Genomic DNA, 16,636 nt, shown 5'->3' with positions numbered 1-16,636 from the left:
AGTTTCAATGGGAAAATGCCTTTGCATGAAATTCTAACATAAGTCAAAATGGCATTCAAGTTTAGAGAAAAGGGAATTATGGAAAGTTTTATTACATTTTTTACAGCACATTTTGAAAAATTTCTTTCTCGGGAAATGATGGTCTTCTTTTTATCCATGATGCCCGTTATTGAACTGCGTGGCGGTTTGATTGCCGCCTCCTTACTAAAGGTAAATTATATACAGGGCTTGTTATATTGTTTAATCGGAAATATCCTTCCCATCCCCTTTGTCCTTTTTTTCTTTGCCAAGATTGTGGAGCTTATGGAGAAGTCCTCTTTCACAAGACCTTTGGCATCCTGGTTTAGAAAAAAGGTAGATAAGCATAAGGATGCCATTGATAAGGTGGACTTCTGGGGTCTGGTTCTTTTTGTGGGAATTCCCCTTCCCGGAACCGGAGCTTGGACAGGGGCTATGGTAGCCAGTCTTTTAAAGATGAATAGAAAAAAAGCCTTCTTAGCCATCAGTATCGGAGTATGCCTAGCGGCAGGGATTATGTCCCTACTCAGCTATGGATTGTTGGGCAAGCTAATTTAGGGGGGGGAATATCTACAAAAAACTGAGGATTTTCGGTTTTCTAATAAATTTTCATTTAACTTTCATGATATATTTTTAAGGATTGACATAAATTCACAATAGTTATATAACCTGTCTTTTGGAGTTGAGATTAAAAAATAGTGCTAAGCCACAGATTAGAACCTATGGCTTAGCATTTTATTTATATCTTCATTATTAAGAAAATACAATGTCAATGGAAGTTTTGTATTTATAGCTAAATACTCTTCCTACAAGCTTTTATACGTCATAAGTCACTTAGCTCTTCATTTTTCTTAACCTTTAAGAAAAATATTTCTTATCCTCTGGCTATAATGTATTTCTTATTCATAAAGAACTTCCATAATACAAGGTTAGCCAGTATCATCACCACTATACCTATTAGCTGTAACTCTAGGGTTTTAAGCCAAAATATATGCGTCCATCCAAATAAGGCAAGTATGAATAAACTCATAAATAACAACAGTAATCCCCGTCCTACATTTGCAGGATTGAATTCCGAAGAAAATGGAAGCTCCCAAGTACCTACTCTTATCATAAGACTTGTTACAAATATAAACGACAAGTAGGCAATGACTATGTCGGGTAGGATAGCAATTCCATAAACCGCAAAAAGCAGAGCTGACAGAGCCACAAAGATAGGCGTCAGATAGCGAAACAATACTACCTTAACTCCTGCCCTTATACATTTACTTAGATTCTCAATTGGAAGAATCTGATAGAACATTATGCTCTCTTTATTCTCAGTCTGAGTTATTATCCCATAGATGGCTGCGGAAGTAAGCCCTGTAAAATAAAGCAGAGCCAGCCCCCATCTTCCTTCTCTGAGATTTTCTATAAAGCCTGTAAGTCCTTTTTCACCTGTAATCTGTGGCAGAACCATTATTATAGGCAGAATAAATACATTGGCAAGCTGTGGATAGAGCTTAAGCTTCATATCCCTGTTTCTTGACACCTGTATCAGCACAAGCTTCATAAAGGCATTTTCCTGCTCATCCTTTGAGAGGAGCTTACACATAAGATATGAAAATGCTGAAAGTGTTTTATTTTCCTTGGCTGTTTCCGTAAGCTTGTCAAGTTCTCCTTCAAACTCCGGCATAGCCTTTTTCCTGTATATTACTTCAAGCAAGATGACGGCAGGCACTGTGATTCCTGCCAGTACATATATATACCATGCTCCACCCGCACCAAATAGGCTCTCCAGTATAGCTGAGAACCAAGCTGATGGCAGAAAAAAGTAAACCGGCGAAAATGTAAGTTCCCCCTTTGAGAAGCCTGCTATGCTTACGACTCTTGGCACAATCTGATACGAGAGTATTATCGCTATTGTCATAAATATCTGAAAGCCGCTTAATATGTCCTTTAGCTTCTCTCCGGAAAATATCTTGAGAAGGAGGTAGTAAATAACTCCTGCAAGGTGGAGGCAAACGACAACAATCACAATCGATACCAGAGTGAACGCAAAGCCGTATAGGATTCCCTTAGAAATAAAGCCGACAACTATAGATGGCAGCATCATAGCAGCTGCTATAGTTCCTATATAATAGGCTATATGTATGTTTTTTGCAGTACTTATCTCGTTTTTTCCAATCGGCAGTGCTCCGTAAAATGACTTTTCTGTAGTGTCTAGGAGTACAGCTGAATACTCACTGATATAGACGGAAAATAACATGAATATAAGCATGGCAAAGCTGATTGTATTAGCTCCAAACATATTTGGCATAACCTGCATAGAAGCGATAAAAATTCCTAAGCCCATATAAACCAGGCAGGTTAAAATCATAGATTTTTTCGGCTCTTTTCCTATCTTCTTCCCGTTATTTTGCAAAGCTTGTGAAACCCTTCTGCTATCCATAATTAGCTTTAGCCTAAGCATCTCCCTAACCTGGCTATAGTTTAGGTCCTTACTTAAAAATGGTTTTACGCATTTATCAACTACCTTAAGCACAAAGGGTTCGCTATTTTTCATCTTCAATAGTCTCACCTCCAGTCAGTGTATCTACAAACTTGACTGCAAGGTCGTGTCCCTTTGTAAAGCCTGTAAGGTCATTGAAAATATCCTCCATACTGCTTCCTTTGTTACTCTTTTTCAGCTCTTCAACTGTTGAGTCTGCAATCACAGTACCGTCCTTAAGAAGGATAACCCTGCTACTCATTTGCTCCACCACTTCCATAATATGAGAAGAATAAAATATAGTCTTCCCCTGCTTGGTAAGTGTCTTAAGCACCTCCTTAAACACAGCCACGCTATTAGTATCCATACCGTTAAGCGGTTCATCAAGGAAGAGGATGTCAGGGTTATGTATAAGGCTTCCTATGATGGCTATTTTTTGCTTCATACCCTTTGAATAACCAGAGATACGAGTGGTGAGCGCATCATTTATCTGAAATATCTCCGCAAGCTCCTCCATCCTACCTCTCCAGTTGCTTAGTTCATAGACAGAGGATAAGAAAGAGATATATTCTTCCCCTGTAAGGCTCTCATAGAGAGATAGAATCTCTGGAACATAACCTATCTTCCTCTTGTAGCTTACCAGATCTTCTTCTATATTCTTGCCAAAGACCTCAATTGTACCTGTGTATCCACCAAGGATTCCAAGCATCAGCTTAACAGTTGTGGACTTGCCACTTCCGTTTGGCCCTATGTAGCCGATAAGCTCTCCCCTGCCTGCCTCAAAGCTCACATCATGGAGAACATGATGCTCTCCAAAGCTCTTATTCACATTAGTCAGTCTAATTACCGTATCCATACAATTCCTCCACTCTGATTATATTAAAATAATAATATCACTAAATATTGATCTCAAACCATTACATTCTACTCTTGTTTTTTCTATTTGACATGTATATTACCTGTCTTTTGGAGTTGAGATTAAAAAATAGTGCTAAGCCACAGATTAGAACCTATGGCTTAGCATTTTATTTATATCTTCATTATTAAGAAAATATAATGTCAGTGGAAGTGTTGTATTTATAGCTAGTTTCTTTATAAAGTCTGAACTCTTTAGAAATCTGTCTGACCTTATTCTTTCTCTTGTTTTTTTGTACTCACTGTTTAATTTTTTTATTTCATCAGAATAGAAGGATATAGGGTCATCAATACCTTTATCAATGAGTTCGTGGATATATCCGACTGGTTTGAAAGAACGATGTGCACCACATTTACGTTCGGGATCATAATAGCTTTCATAAATCTGTAGGTATGTACTTTTTTTATTTTTGGTTTTTTTCAAAAAATAAGATATAGAAATCATTTCCAGGACTATGATAACACTATAAAGTAAAGAGTTAAAAAATATTTTTGTCAAATATTTAAAAATAAAAAACCAGTGTTTATACTGGTTAAAGGCAGGTGCGTATAAAGTTATCCCTAAAGAAATATAGTGCTAAATCCTAAAGACGGGATTGTTGGGCAAGCTAATTTAGGGGAAAATCTCTACGAAAAACCAAGAATTTCCGGTTTTATGATAAATTTTCAGCTAGCCTTTATGATAAATTTTTAAGGATTGACATAAATTCACAATAGTTATATAATGCAGAAGTTCTATTGCAGAGGTATCGAAGTGGTCATAACGAGGCGGTCTTGAAAACCGTTTGTCCGCAAGGGCACGTGGGTTCGAACCCCACCCTCTGCGTTAAAGATAAAGCCTAGTGTATAAGCCAAAACAGCTTAAAACACTAGGCTTTTTGCTTGTCTACAAGGCATTGAGCATGAAGCACCATTTCGCTTTCGAGCAGTACTATTTCCCTACAAGCCGACCACGAAACCGACCACGCTTAACAGACTATTTCTTTACGCACGTAATGCCATGTTCTCTCAGTTTTTTCATCAAATCGTCCGTAACAAGCTCTATCTCTTCGTATGTACTGCTGAAAGCAAATTTTTTACGATAGGCACTGGCATCGAACAAAAAAATACGCCCAAACAAAGCTCCCTTTTTCCATATTCTCATTCTTCCCCCATAACTTCCTCGACTTACTATCTTTGAAAATTCAACTCTTTCGATATCATTAAGGCAATATCTTACCGGTATTCCCGACAGAACCGTCAATTCATTATTCTTAATCATGAAAACATCATATTTCTGTTCTCTTTTCGCCCAATTCTTAAAGGTAATCATTGCAGATATCATAAGTATTAGCAATAGTGCAATCATATATAATATTGCCATAAGCTCAAAATTGGAAATCTTCAACATATTCCAAACTCCTTAAAACAAAGTATTACTTTTTAACACAAATCTTTGATTCCTATCTTTCACAAGTAGACTTTGAATCAAAAAAGACTTAGAACAAGGTATCCCCTTATTCCAAGTCTCTTCTTTCCTGCAGAAGATGGGAGTTGAACCCACATGAGTGTTACCTCACACGGACCTGAACCGTGCGCGTCTGCCATTCCGCCACTTCTGCAAACGAAAGTAGTATATCACCATCGTTTTTTTTCGTCAAGAAAAAGAATTTCAATCAAAAGATTTCAAAAGATTTAAGGCTTAGATAAAGTTTTTTCTTTAAAAGATACATCCAACACCATATCCATTCCTTCAGCCAATCTTTGTAACAGCTTTATAGAAGGATTTCTTGTTCCATTCTCCAACTTACTAATCTCCGATTGATTAATGCCGGTTTTATTAGATAAATCTTTTTGTGTCATATTCTTCGCTATTCGAGCATCAATAATAGCTCTAATGATATTCATTTCCGGCTGTACTTCTTCATAGGCTTTCGCAAATTCAGAATCTCGCATCTTATTCTGTTTATACTCTTGAAGCTTCATTTCAACTTTCCCTTTCGTGACAAGTAGTCAGCTCTCCTTAGTTTCGCAAGTTTTATTTCCTGCGCAGGAGTTTTTTGAGTTTTCTTGACGAAACCATTCGTCAAAATAATATTCGCACCTTCATAAAAGAAATACAGAGTACGTGTAATATCTGAACCAAACTTACATCGTAATTCAAAAATCCCATCCTCAAGACATTCACTATAAGGCAGTCTCAACTGATTACCCTTCTCTTCTAGTATTTCAATTAAAGATAATACTTTTGATCCCAATTTAGGTTCTAAGGAGTCTATAAAGTTTATTACAGGAATTTCACCATTTTCTTTCTCATAAAACTCTACAGTGAATCTCATTGTTACTACCTCGTTCATTTATTATATGAGATAAAACTCATTATCGCAAGAACAATATTCCCTTTGTAACAAACTTAATATTCCTAGCTTACGCCATAATCTCCCCTTCTTTTTTCTCTCCGGTTACTGCGTCCTTTGGCTTCTGCCAGGTCATATAGTCGCACTCCGGATAACGAGAACAGGAATAGAAGATTCGTCCCTTTTTACTTCTCTTCTTTACGCACTCCGCACCGCAGGTCGGACAGAGAAAACCGGCGTATTCCACATAAGGCTTGGTATTTTTACAGTCCGGAAAGCCGGGACAAGCCAGAAATTTCCCGTGAGGGCCATACTTAATAACCATCTTTCTGCCGCACTTGTCACAGATTACATCCGTTTCTTCTTCGTTTATTTTAACCTTCTCCACCTCTTCTTTGGCTTTTTCTACAGCCTCGGAAAGATCCGGATAGAAATTTTCCACAATGGTTTTCCAAGAAGTCTGCCCTACACTGACAGAGTCCAATAAGGACTCAAGATTCGCTGTAAAGCCCTTGTCTACGATAGTAGGGAAGTTCTTGGACATCATTTCATTTACCGCATTTCCCAATTCGGTAACGAAGATGTTCTTCTTCTCTTTGGTAATGTAGCGCCGTAAAAGAAGGGTTCCAATGGTAGGTGCATAGGTAGAAGGTCTTCCGATGCCGCCCTCCTCCAAGGCCTTTACCAGGGAAGCCTCGGTATAATGAGGCGGTGCCTGGGTAAAATGCTGTTCCTTATTCCATTTTTCCACCTTAAAGGAGTCTCCCTCATTCATCTCAGGGAGAGTGACATTTTTCTCCGCCTTATCTTCCTCAGACATATATACGGCAAGGAATCCGTCAAAACGCAGACGGCTGCCGTTTAAGGTGAAAATATAGTCCTTTGCCTGAAATTTTACCGTTTCCGTTTCATAAACTGCCGCTTCCATTCTGGACGCCACAAAGCGCTTATAAATCAACTGATATAAACGGTACTCATCCTTTCCAAGGCTTTCTTTAGCCTCGAAGGGGGTAATCTCCAGGTAGCTGGGGCGGATAGCCTCGTGGGCATCCTGAATTTTACCTTCTTTTTTATCTTCAGCCTGATTCTTCTGACAATATTCAGGGCCATATTCTTGTCCGATTTTTTCCAATACCGCAGCATGGGCTTCTTCAGAAATTCTGGTGGAGTCCGTACGAAGGTAGGTAATTAAACCTACAACTCCTCTGCCCTTGACATTCACGCCCTCATACAAAGACTGAGCTATTCGCATAGTTTTTTGGGTGGGGAAGGAAAGAAGCTTTGCCGCTTCCTGCTGTAAAGTAGAGGTGGTAAAGGGAAGGGGAGCCTTCTTTCTTCTTTCCCCCTTCTTTTTCTCAATGAGCTTTAGCTTTTCTTTTCCAATTTCGGAAATAACAGAAAGAACATCCTCTTCCTTTGACAAAGAAAGCTTCTTATCTTTTCCGTAAAATACCGCCTCTACTTCCTTCTTGCCTACAGCAAGGCTGGCACTAAGGCTCCAATACTCTTCCGGCTCAAAAGCATTAATCTCCGCCTCTCTGTCGCAAATCATCTTCAGTGCTACGGACTGCACTCTTCCCGCAGATAAGCCTTTACGAATCTTTTGCCAAAGCAATGGACTGATGGTATATCCCACCAAGCGATCCATGACTCTTCTGGCCTGCTGCGCATTGACCAAATCCATATCGATTTCTCTGGGATTCTTGATGGCATTCTGCACTGCATTCTTGGTGATTTCGTTAAAGCTTATACGGGAGATTTTCGCTGCATTTTTCTCATCCTTATTCAACTCTCTTTGCAAATGCCAGCTGATTGCCTCCCCCTCACGATCCGGGTCGGTTGCCAGATAAATTTTATCCGCCTTTTTGGCTTCCTTTTTCAACTTGCTCAGCAGTTCCCCTTTTCCGCGAATGGTAATGTACTTTGGCTCATAGTCATTTTCCACATCTACTCCAAGGGAACTTTTGGGCATATCAATTAAATGTCCCATAGTTGCATCAATGGTATAGGACTTTCCTAAAAACTTACTGATGGTTTTTACCTTGGCGGGTGACTCTACAATAATGAGATTATTTGCCATTCCTTATCCTTTCCTGTTCCGGTATAACTTGCTGTAAAGCGAAAGAACACTTCCTTTATCTATAGCATGAATAAGCGCCCTTGTCTTTCTCTTTGAGTAAGTCAAAGCACTCTTACTTCATGTTTAAAGGCTATTAAAGATAAAATTTATTATTAAAAAATAATACAAAGCTGCTTTCCTAAAAATTCGTGGACACTATAAACGAATCCTAAAAAAAAAGCAAGTCGGATTCCATGAAATTTAGCTATTTCAGAGCTTTATCGGAAGATTTTGATACTTTTATAAGAAAAGTGCAAGAAATAATCAGAGATTTACTTTTGGCACTTCCAGGTATTTCGATGAAGCAGTGAACAAAATAGAAACATAAATCAGTATAATTTTTATAGGAAATTAAGTTTCTAGTTAAAGTAACTGTTCCGATTTTTTCTTCTATAATATGCAGCTTGTACACATTCACAATAACCTTCCACTTCCAGCTCAATAAGATAACGATGCAGCATGTAATTCGGAAGCTTTAATTCCTCTTGAAGGCTTTGAAAATGCTTACTTTCATAGCCCAAAGCAAGATAAATCCTTCGTTTTTCCTTTGGAAAATTTTTAATCTCATCTTCTTTGCTTTCCTCCTTTTCCGCTTCTAAAGAAAAGTAGGATAATATGTCTTCGGCAGAGGTACACACCGATGCACCCTCCCGAATTAATCTGTTACAGCCCTGAGATAAACGATCTACGATTCTTCCGGGAACGGCAAATACCTGCTTTCCCTGTTCCAACGCTCTATCCACCGTAATAAAAGTACCGGATTTTTCCTTCGCTTCCACCACCAGGATCACATCGGAGAGTCCTGAAATCAGGCGGTTTCTTTCCACAAAATGATGGGGCAAAGGAGGGGAATGTAAAGGATACTCACTGAGAATTCCTCCATTCTTCTCAATATTTTCATACAGTCTAAAATTGCAGCTTGGATAACAGATATTTACTCCGCAGCCTAAAACCGCATAGGTTTTGCCCTTTCCTTCCAATGCCCCTTCATGCGCCGCGGAATCAATGCCGTAAGCCATTCCGCTCACAATGCCTATCCCTTTTTTGGCCAAAGTTTTCGCGATAGACCTTGCAATATCCTTTCCATATTCCGTTCCATCTCTAGCTCCAATAATGCCCACAGTATGCTCTCCTTCTTTAGGAAGAAAGCCCTTTAAATAAAGGCATTCCGGACTATCCGGAATTTCACTTAATCGTTTCGGAAAATCCTCTTGAAAAGGCAATAATTCTCTAATTGACAGCTCTATATTTTTCTTTTCCATACTTATCCCTCAAAAGAAAACAATACCTCCTCCAGGCCTCGGTAAGAAACTGCTTCCGCCAGATGATTCATATTAATCTTCTCCTCTTCTTCCAAATCCGCAATGGTTCTGGCAAGCTTTAATATTTTATGATAGGTTCTCATGGAGAGATTTTTGAGCTTAAAAATATTCTCCATGTATTCCGCTTCCTCTTTTCCCAGTTCACAGTATTCGTTTACTGCCCTAACATTCATATCTCCATTCCAACGTATCTTCTCTTCTTGAAAGAAGCGTCTTTCCTGCATTTTCCTTGCCTTTTCCACCTGTTTTCTTAAAACCGCCGAAGAAATTCCTTTTTCCTTGGTCAATGCATCCTGCAAAGTAATCGACGGCAAGGATACGCATAAATCCATTCTTTCCAGAATCGGTTTGGAAATTCCCCGTTGATAAGCTCGAATCTGTCCCGGCGTACAATGACATCGATTTCGATCCGGAAAATATCCGCAGGGACAGGGGTTCATCGCCGCCACAAAAAGACAATCCACCGGATAGGAGAAGAATTGTTGCAGGCGATGTAAGGTAACTCTTTTTTCCTCCATAGGACCTCTTAACGCTTCAATGCTTTCTTTTTTAAATAAAGGTAATTCATCCAGGAATAGCACCCCCTTCCCTGCCAATGCCAATTCTCCCGGAATCAATCTTCCGGAAGACATCCCGCCAAGCAAGGTATTTTGACTGACAGCAGAGTGGGGGGCACGAAAGGGGCGTTTCTCTATTAAGCCCTTTTCAGAAGGAAGGCAAGATGCAATAGAATAAATCTTTGTTAGCTCAAGTTTCTCTTGTTTACTCATCTTTGGTAAAATTCCGGGAATTCTCTTGGCAATCATCGTCTTTCCCGACCCGGCAGGACCGGAAAAAAGAAGGGCATGATGTCCTGCCGCTGCAATCAATGCCGCTCTAACTCCATAGCTTTGTCCCAAAACATCTTGGAAATCTAAATTTTGATCTTCTTCATTACCGTTTGCATAGCTTTCATCATTGCTTCCTACAGAAGGTCCTGCTCCTATATTTTTTCTCTTCTCCTTTTTTCCGTAAGGAATTTTACAAATATCCAAAAGCTCTGTGATATGAGAGCAGGAAATTACCTTTAATTTTTCACTGTTCCTAGCCTCCCGCTCATTGTCTTTCGAAACGAATACCCCCTCCATTCCAGCCTCTTCCAAGGCCAGAACCATGGGAAGCACACCGGATACAGGTCGAATCTCTCCATCTAAACCTAGTTCCCCCAAAAATCCATAGTTTTCATAGGGAAAATCGCAGCTTGGATAGAGAGCCAGTAAGGTTCCCATAAAAATGGGAAGATCGAAGGAACTGCCGTTTTTTCGCAGATCCGCAGGTTGTAAATTAATGGTGATTTTCTTCGGCGGAAGCTCTAAGCCTAAATTTTTTAAGGCAATACTCACTCGTTCTATCGCCTCCTTCACGGAAGCAGAAACATTTCCCAGAGTCATGGAGCGGGGAAGCCCATTGCTTTCATCCACCTGAACGGAAACCACATAAGCATTTAACCCATGAATTGCAGCAGAATAGACTTTAGATAACATTCGAATACCTCATATACATTTTTTAAAAAAGAAATTGAAAGACACCAAGAGCAAAAGAATGACAAGAAAAAAATGACAAAAATAGAATGATAAGAATAGAAAAGTAAAAAATGAAATCCTGAAAAAATACAATGAAAAGAAGAGCTGAAAAAAAGCAATCGAAAAGGAAAGCAACAGAATTAAAATATAATAGAATGTAAAACAATAGAATGTAAAACAATAGAATGTAAAACAATAGAAGCTAAAGGCAATAGAACGATAGATATATAGATATATAAATAAAGACTAAGACTATCTCTAGAAATAATCTTAGTCCTTCCCCTTAGTCTTGTCAATATGATAAGCATCCAAATGAAAGCTTTTTAAAATCTCAAAATATTCTTTTGGAAGTGGAGCAAAAAAGCATTTTTCCGAAAGAGAAAACAACACACTGCTCTCCAGTAATTTCGGAAACCGTAGAGAATAGGCGTGAAGAAGCTGATAAGATAAGGGCAGAGTTTTTCTTAATCTCGCATTTTTCCTTGTATCTCCATACTTATCATCTCCCACAATAGGATGGGAAAGAAGGGATAGCTGGGTGCGAATTTGATGGGTTTTTCCGGTAAAAATCTGTACCGAAAGAAGGGAAAGGGATCCCACACTGCTTTCCACGCAAGCCAGCTTCTCAAACGCACTCTTGACTCTTTTCCCTCTTTCACTTTCTAAGGCCTTATTCTTCCCCTTATCTTTTTCCAGAAAATGCTCCTGCAGCCCTGTTTTTTGAAAATCTCCATACACCAGGGCATAATATTTTTTCTCTAAATCATGGCTTTGTAGAAGCTTGGCAAATGCCTGCAATCCCCCCAAGCTTTTTCCAAAAATGATGATTCCCGATGTATTTCTATCCAAGCGATTGGCAATCCCCGGACGGAAGCTTTTCTCTTGTTCCTTACTGAGCTCTCCCTTTGTTCGCATATAGGATAAAAGCAGGGAATTTACAGAAAAAGAAGAACTTCCATCATTTTCAGAAAGAAGTCCTACCGGCTTATTAAATAAAATACAGTGTTTGTCTTCATAAAGAATAAAGCTCTGCCACTTCTGAGTCCAAAGCTCCTTTTCCCCACTCTCCCGCTCCTGAATCAGCTTGCCCAAGCTCTCTTCACTGAAATAAAGCTGAACGGTATCTCCCAGCTGTAAAATCTCTTTACCATCGGCTTTTTTCCCGTTTAAAAGGATATTTTTCTTTCGAAGCATCTTGTAAAGAAAGGAATCTGCCTGTCCTTTAAAATATTTTTGTAAAAGCTTTAAGAGCTTTTGTTCCTTTTCGTTTTGTGATATCAGAATTTCTCGCATAGTCTACCTATAAAATTTACGAACTACAGGAATCAAAAGCATATCCGGACAAATCTGACATAGAAGATAAAATCCCTTCATCGGCAAGCCATAAATGGAAATAGGACGATTTAATACCGCATCCATCACCGCCAGCTTTGCCACCTTCTTAGGCTTTGCCATAAAAAGTTGCTTGATTTTTTGCATTCTTCCTCCACCTCCCGCTACCGTAAAGAAGGGAGTATCCACCGGTCCCGGACAAACCACGGTCAGTCCAACGCCTGTATTTCGTAACTCTTCTCTTAAGGATAAGGAAAATGAGTATACATAAGACTTTGTAGCCGCATAAACGGAAAATTCAGCCTGGGGTAAAAAAGCTGCGGCGGAAGCCATTTGAATAATCCGGGAACTGGAGCCCATATACTCCAATGATTTCAAAGTAAATGCCGTTAAAGCCTTTACATTTAAATCCAGCATCTTCAGCTGTTCCTCAACGGGTATTTCCGTCACTCTCCCCAGCTTTCCGAAGCCAGCCGCATTGACCAGAAAAAGAATTTCCGGATTTTCTTTTCTCAGCAAGTCCTCATACTTTTGAAAACACTCTTCTTTTGTTAAATCCCATGAAAAAAGACGAACCGGTCTGAATAGTTGTTCTTCTACCTCTTGCAGACTTTCTTTCCTTCTGGAAAAAAGCCAAAATTCCTGTATTGCCGGAATACGATCCTGCAATGCAAAACAAATCTCTTTTCCTATTCCCGAACTCGCCCCTGTAATTATTGCTATTTTCATCCCATCCATCCTAGATTCTATGAAATATGCTACACTTCCTTGGGCCTGTTATACTAGTAAAGCCTACGCAGAGGAAGCCCAAAGAAGATTTTAGTCACCGAACCAACGGCACTCTTCCTTGAATACTGAATTAAGTATAGCTTACTCAAAGTATAATCTCAATCTCTTTTCCGAATTGTCGGACTATACCCATAATTTCATGAACAGTTCCGTAAGCAGTTTCATAGGCAGTTTCGTGGGATATTCATGGGATACATTCACTGTAAAATGAGGAAAATCCCTGCTTTTTCTGTAAAAACAGATACCAAATAAGCAATAAAAAACCTAGGTTTCAAGCCATTGTAGGCTTAATTCCTAGGTTTTTCAACTCCTGCGGGAGATGGGACTTGAACCCACACGTCCTATCGGACACAAGATCCTTAGTCTTGCCTGTCTGCCATTCCAGCACTCCCGCGCAACAGAGGAAATTCTATCACAATTTCCTCTACTGTGCAAGTATTTTTCTTACGGAAGCGAAAAGTTTATGCCAAATTTATTCCGGCGAATAAATGATTAGCTTTTTTAGCTTTTCTACTATTCCGACTTATTGTCGGCAGCCTTTGTTTCTTCCTTTTTCTTTCTGCCTCTCCGAACGGGCTTCTCCACACTTGCGGTTTCTGTTTTCTTTGTATCAGCCTTCACTTTTACAGATTTTTCAGAGGTCTTTTCATTGGAAGTCTTAGTACCGGTCTTTGATTTTGCTGTTTTTTCTTCCTTCGCTGTACTTGTCTTCTCTTCGGTCTTTGCCTTAGCGTTTTTTTCTGTGGTCTTGGTCCGAGTCGACTTGCTTTCCGACTTTTCCTCTCCTGCCTTAGACTTCGTAGACTTTCTTACCGGCTTTGCCTTTGTAGCTTTGGAATCGTTTTTGCTTTCTGCAGTCTTCTCCGCGTCCTTAGCCTTAGCTTTCTTTTCCTTTACTGCTTTATCAGTCTTTCCATTTTTCTCTTCTGATTCCGCTTTTCCTTGCTTCTCCGTCTTCTTTTCCTTTACAGACTTGGACTCCTCCTTGGAAGCATTCTTTCCACGTTCCTTAGAAACATCCTTACCATGTTCTTTAGAACTGTCCTTTACTACTGTTTTAGCATTGTCCTTTGCTGCTACTTTAGCACTATCCTGCGACACCGCTTTAGTATTGTCCTGGCTTACTTCCTGATTAGAGGCTTGTAAGGAAGCCTGTGTTCCGTTTTCCTTCTTTCCGTTAGAACGTCTTCTTCTACGATTATGATGTCTTTGCCGTTCCCTCTGCTCCACAGGACGATTTTCTGTTACAGCGCTGGCATCCTCCTGTACAGCCTCATCTTTTCCTGCATCGGAAGACTTTTTCTCTTCCGTTTTCTTAGACTCTTCCTCCGGGGTTTCGGAAATGCTATCTTCAGCTACTTCCTCTACATCCACACGCTTCATTCTTTTTAAAACCGGATCATAAATATACTGGATTTGATTAGAAGGTCTTCCAGCATTTGCTTTCTTTTCCGTCTTAGGATAAATACGATTCACGGTTTCTATCGAACTCTTGGAAGAATCCTCATGCTTCGCTTCTTCCGGCTTGGTATTATCTGCGGTTTTAGCTTCCTCTCGAGAATCCAAATCTTCTTTTTCTTTAGTAACAACAGTTTCTTCTGTAGCTCTATCGGAAGATAGCTCTTTCTCGAAGCTTTCAGCATGATCCTCATCCGGATAAAGCTTTTCTTCCTTGATACTTGCAGAATAATCCACGGAAAAATGCTCTCCGTCATTTTCCTCCTCCACCAAAGAAGCATAGCTTACATCTTCCTTTGCCAAAGGATTCGGTAAGAGCTCTACCGGCTCCAAATGACTGTTCACGTCCAGGAATTGATTTTTTCTTCTTCTGTAATTGTTTCTGTAGCTTAATGTCGGTCTGGTAGGAACATTGTTGGTGGTTTCAAAGGCATCAATAAGCTGTACCTTTTGGTTTCTCTCCTTGGCTCTTCTGATTCTTTCATCGTCATTGGCCACAGAATGGAGAAAACACTCTTCAATGGTCTCTCCCAAAAGAATTTCCGCACCTCTTAAGCTATGCCAAAAGTCTCGAACCGCTGCATAGCCCTTGTCCTTGGAAACAATGCAAATCTTTTCTCCTGTATCCAAAAACATTCCCGTTGTGGAAGCAATGTACATATCCAATGCATTGCTGTGCTGTTTTAAAAGCTTCACCATTCTTACATGGACAGCCTTTTCCTTTAAATCCTCTACTACGCCCTTCTGTAAAGCAGAATTTTCATCACTGTAGTACACTACCAAGGTATCCTGCTCTGTCAGATAATGATACCCTTCAAAGCCGCTGGCATGGGTATTTTCAAAATCCACTAAAAAAATCACAACTTATTCTCCTTTTTCACATAAAGTCATCGTTATGATTATCCTGGGATAAAAAGCCGAAGAATTCTCCTTCATCCAGTTTTCGGAGAATAAGCTTGGCTTCCTCCAAAGGACAAGGCAGTGCTCCCTCTTTACAATATAGAACTTCAGAAATCATCACCACAGTTTCCGCATTTTCCTGCTTCAGACTGGGAACCAACACAAAATCTCCCACGGAAATATTGTCCTCTAAGCTCCTAAAATAACTAGGCTTTCCATTCGGTTCAGATAAACAGCTTAGAAAAATATGTTCTCCTTCTTTCACACCATGTCGATACAGTCTTGGATCAAAAAGAGAACCGAATACACCGTAGTAGGACAGAGTCTTATGAAAGTCCTCCAATAAGTCTTCCCAGTCATCCGGAAGGCCATAGCGATCATAGGACCTCTTTACCTGAAAATACCGACCATCCCGATATTGAATTGTAATCTCTAAAAGGGCCGGACTCTCTTCCCCTATGCTTCCCTCACTCTGATCATAATGTTGAAAATAGCGTTCTATATTGCCCAAAAGATAATCCACGATTTTGGGTATAAAGTACTCATGCTTTACCGAAGGAAGCTTATTCATGTTCTGCAGGTAAACAAGGCTTTGACTTTCTCTGGAAAGAAGCAGGGTTTCTTCAAAAAAGACATCCTCTCTTTCTTCTTTCTGTGTCAAAGGATTCCAGCTTACATTCTCCCTTTCCTCTTCCACACGTAAGGAAAAACGCATAATCTGATGAGAATTCGCGCTGTTCACCTCAGCCGTCAGTCTGTTTAAAGAAGCAATAAAACGGTTCCAACTTCCCGGAACACTATTAATCCCTTGATACTCTTTCGCCTCTTGATTCTCTTCTTTATACAGCAAAAACCAACGGAAGGAAAATGCAGGAATACCTCCTTTTTTTTCCTGAAAATAGCTACGCTTCCACTTCGGTATGGCACACTCATCTAAAGAGTTTAAGAAGCTTTCCGAAGATTCTTTGGGCACATTCAAGACAAGAGCCGGACCCTCATCCTCTACAGGCGCATCATAGGCATACTTAATCCGACCATTCTTCATCCAAATGTTCAATGAGCTTTCCCCTACACCCAGTCCGTCCAGCTTTAAATTCAAGTACTCCAGCATGAAGCCTCTCCTTTCTCTTTAGTTAGCTTCATTATAACGTATCGTTTCGAAAAATACAGCAAAGTTCTAAAAAATAATGCTTGATTTTCAAAAAAGCTAATGGTATACTGGCGGTAGTTTGACAGTTAAATAGTTCCAAAATCTCCTCAGGCCTTGAAAAGCCTGTATTTTTTTGTCAAATTTTATGAAAATAGTACTAGCTATATTTGGCTATATATGGTATAATGGGCGCATGGAGGGACTGCGTCATGAAAGTATCTGTATCAAAATCAAAAAATCAGACAATCTATTATCTAAGTAAATC

General features: G+C 39.6%; 13 protein-coding genes, 3 tRNA genes and 1 pseudogene. 2 read left to right on the top strand and 15 right to left on the bottom strand.

Annotated features, from left to right (window positions below; genetic code table 11):
- The first annotated feature begins 78 nt into the window (after positions 1-78).
- Positions 79-576 carry a COG2426 family protein gene (locus HNQ46_RS09280; RefSeq protein WP_183684441.1) on the top strand — a complete coding sequence of 166 codons (498 nt, stop codon included), beginning with the start codon at positions 79-81 and terminating at the stop codon, positions 574-576.
- Between the two features lie 316 nt (positions 577-892).
- Here HNQ46_RS09280 and HNQ46_RS09275 read toward each other — a convergent pair whose 3' ends face one another.
- The 3 genes and pseudogenes from HNQ46_RS09275 to HNQ46_RS12400 form a co-directional block, all read right to left on the bottom strand.
- Positions 893-2,563, bottom strand: coding sequence for a hypothetical protein (locus HNQ46_RS09275; RefSeq protein WP_243155906.1), 1,671 nt, complete (start codon positions 2,561-2,563; stop codon positions 893-895).
- The gene (locus tag HNQ46_RS09270; protein ID WP_183684439.1) at positions 2,553-3,344 is read right to left on the bottom strand and encodes an ABC transporter ATP-binding protein; all 792 of its coding nucleotides are present in this window, start codon (positions 3,342-3,344) and stop codon (positions 2,553-2,555) included. The genes HNQ46_RS09275 and HNQ46_RS09270 overlap by 11 nt, the downstream gene beginning before the upstream one ends.
- A 250-nt stretch (positions 3,345-3,594) precedes the next feature.
- Positions 3,595-3,839, bottom strand: a pseudogene (locus HNQ46_RS12400) (IS1634 family transposase); the annotation flags it as partial.
- Between the two features lie 304 nt (positions 3,840-4,143).
- Between HNQ46_RS12400 and HNQ46_RS09265 the strand changes: the two are divergent.
- Positions 4,144-4,229 (top strand) — tRNA-Ser (locus tag HNQ46_RS09265).
- 150 nt (positions 4,230-4,379) lie between these two features.
- Here HNQ46_RS09265 and HNQ46_RS09260 read toward each other — a convergent pair.
- The 12 genes from HNQ46_RS09260 to HNQ46_RS09205 all read right to left on the bottom strand — a co-directional run bounded on the left by HNQ46_RS09260 (position 4,380) and on the right by HNQ46_RS09205 (position 16,332).
- Positions 4,380-4,793 carry a hypothetical protein gene (locus HNQ46_RS09260; RefSeq protein ID WP_007156362.1) on the bottom strand — a complete coding sequence of 138 codons (414 nt, stop codon included), beginning with the start codon at positions 4,791-4,793 and terminating at the stop codon, positions 4,380-4,382.
- A gap of 128 nt (positions 4,794-4,921) precedes the next feature.
- Positions 4,922-5,004 (bottom strand) — tRNA-Leu (locus HNQ46_RS09255).
- A 73-nt stretch (positions 5,005-5,077) separates the two neighbouring features.
- A complete protein-coding gene (locus tag HNQ46_RS09250; RefSeq protein WP_007156363.1) occupies positions 5,078-5,368 on the bottom strand; it encodes a helix-turn-helix domain-containing protein in 291 nt (96 codons plus the stop codon).
- Positions 5,365-5,721 carry a type II toxin-antitoxin system RelE/ParE family toxin gene (locus HNQ46_RS09245; RefSeq protein WP_207720021.1) on the bottom strand — a complete coding sequence of 119 codons (357 nt, stop codon included), beginning with the start codon at positions 5,719-5,721 and terminating at the stop codon, positions 5,365-5,367. The genes HNQ46_RS09250 and HNQ46_RS09245 overlap by 4 nt, the downstream gene beginning before the upstream one ends.
- Positions 5,722-5,809: 88 nt before the next feature.
- Positions 5,810-7,819, bottom strand: coding sequence for a type I DNA topoisomerase (topA, locus tag HNQ46_RS09240; protein WP_183684437.1), 2,010 nt, complete (start codon positions 7,817-7,819; stop codon positions 5,810-5,812).
- A gap of 398 nt (positions 7,820-8,217) precedes the next feature.
- Complete coding sequence (dprA, locus tag HNQ46_RS09235; RefSeq protein ID WP_183684436.1) at positions 8,218-9,120, bottom strand: DNA-processing protein DprA; 903 nt, start codon at positions 9,118-9,120, stop codon at positions 8,218-8,220.
- A 2-nt stretch (positions 9,121-9,122) separates the two neighbouring features.
- Entirely contained in the window at positions 9,123-10,703 is a 1,581-nt protein-coding gene (locus HNQ46_RS09230) for a YifB family Mg chelatase-like AAA ATPase (protein ID WP_183684435.1), read from the bottom strand.
- Positions 10,704-11,012: 309 nt separating this feature from the next.
- Positions 11,013-12,035, bottom strand: a complete 1,023-nt coding sequence (locus HNQ46_RS09225) for an RluA family pseudouridine synthase (RefSeq protein ID WP_183684434.1) — start codon at positions 12,033-12,035, stop codon at positions 11,013-11,015.
- Between the two features lie 3 nt (positions 12,036-12,038).
- Entirely contained in the window at positions 12,039-12,803 is a 765-nt protein-coding gene (locus tag HNQ46_RS09220; RefSeq protein WP_183684433.1) for an SDR family NAD(P)-dependent oxidoreductase, read from the bottom strand.
- 371 nt (positions 12,804-13,174) lie between these two features.
- Positions 13,175-13,257, bottom strand: a tRNA-Leu gene (locus HNQ46_RS09215).
- A 119-nt stretch (positions 13,258-13,376) separates the two neighbouring features.
- A complete protein-coding gene (locus HNQ46_RS09210; RefSeq protein WP_183684432.1) occupies positions 13,377-15,182 on the bottom strand; it encodes a PIN domain-containing protein in 1,806 nt (601 codons plus the stop codon).
- 16 nt (positions 15,183-15,198) lie between these two features.
- Positions 15,199-16,332 (bottom strand): hypothetical protein, encoded by a 1,134-nt coding sequence (locus tag HNQ46_RS09205; RefSeq protein ID WP_183684431.1) that lies wholly within the window; start codon positions 16,330-16,332, stop codon positions 15,199-15,201.
- Positions 16,333-16,636: the final 304 nt, after the last annotated feature.

Origin of the sequence: Oribacterium sinus, from assembly GCF_014202695.1 — a bacterium.
GTDB lineage: Bacteria > Bacillota > Clostridia > Lachnospirales > Lachnospiraceae > Oribacterium > Oribacterium sinus.
This window is presented reverse-complemented; position numbering and strand designations above follow the sequence as displayed.